This is a genomic window from Oleiphilus sp. HI0117 (assembly GCF_001635235.1).
The window spans coordinates 1-1,657 of record NZ_LWGA01000144.1 but is presented as its reverse complement, the minus strand read 5'-3'; the positions used below and the strand labels follow the sequence as shown (position 1 = coordinate 1,657).

At 44.2% G+C, this 1,657-nt stretch carries 1 pseudogene; it reads right to left on the bottom strand.

The annotated features are described in order from the left end of the window. Positions 1–1,657, bottom strand: a pseudogene (locus A3757_RS26120) (MSCRAMM family adhesin SdrC); the annotation flags it as partial.

Here is a 1,657-nt window from a genome sequence, read left to right as displayed (position 1 = left end):
CGAGTGTTTGATCTGATTCAAAAATAGTTTGTGACAAACTCTTACCAGGAACATCCACGACAAGTTGCACCAACTCACTGCTATTACTCCTAAAGCCCCATAGTGCTGCGCTATCGGCGTTCTGCCACACGACCGAAGACAATTGAATATTACTTGAGAATGGTGACACATTAACCGGAGATTGGCCTGCCCCCGCATCTTCAAACATAAAGATATTCTCACTAGCGCCGTCTGCAGAAACTGAAGCTAGGAGAAAATCACCCTGATCAACTAAGGCAATAACCGCTTGTTTTTCGGGAAGCAGATAACTAAGAGTTAGGCTTGGCTCTGCTTGGGTAAGATCAGCACTCCAAATCGAACCATCACTAAACCCTAAGTAGAGTAAATTACTATTGGTGCGCGCGTAATTAGCGGAGGTAATTCTCGCATCTATATCGCCTTTCCCGATTGCCTTGGTAAACCTTCCTTGATCAGCTTGAAATCTAATTACTTCAGGCCAAGTATCGTTAAAAAATAAAACTTCCTGCTTACTAGATTCGTCTATTTGAGGTTCAAAGCTCACTTTGATCTCATCAGCTTTATTTCTGGCTAGCCATGTGGCATAACACGTCCCCTGAGGAACGAAAGACTCAGAAGCATTTTTGTTGTACGCTAACAAATCATCAGGGTATAAAACCTGATATAAGGTCTTATCGTCAATAGCTAGTGAAGACTCCTCTTCACGATCTAAAACCCCATCGTTATCGGTATCAGAGCTTGACGGGTCGGTAAGCGTAAGAGCAACTTCGACACCATCGCTAAGCTGATCACCATCACTATCTGGTATAAGAGGGTTTGTTGAAGTCAAATACTTCTCGACACCATCAGATAAACCATCGCCATCGGAATCAGCGGAAAGAGGTTCAGTGCCGAGTAACAATTCTAACCCGTCTTCAAGTCCATCGTTGTCGGAGTCACTGCCATTTACAAGCGTCCCATTTACTAATTCTAACTCATCGGTTAAACCGTCATGATCCTTATCATCACCAATTGATGGGTCCGCATCATCAATTGGGTCACTACCCCAGATGAGCTCAAAACCATCTGAGTAACCATCGCCATCACTATCAAGTAAAACTGGGGAGAGGTTTAATTCACTCTCAGTAAAGTCATTAATCCCATCAGAGTCAGAGTCTCGCAAATGAGGGTTGGTTGAATAGGCGCTTGTAAGTTCCACCAGGTCGGGCAGGCCATCAGAGTCTAGATCATCTGGGCGCCCCTCGCCTTCCACTGAACAGTTCTGATCAAATCTGAAATAGTCGCGAAAGTTTGGAACTCCATCGCCATCACTGTCAACAAAAGCGTTTGAAGCATCAGTAGAACCGTTCAACTTATCGATATTTAGCCCTACAAAAGCTTTCGCACCCTCGTATGAAAACGAGTCTTGAACCTCATTGTCTTCAGCAACCAGGGGAGCAAGCTCTAAACGAATTAAATCACCATACCTTAGCTTTTCACCAGGGTAGGTAAAATCTTTAACTAAACGATCCAGCTCACCATTTATATACCAACGAGCTTCAAGCGTTTCCAACGCAACAGCGCTGAACTTGGACAAATCTAGACTCACTGATTCGCCCTCCTCAACAACGACGGGAGTAATGGAAAACTCAGTTAGCTC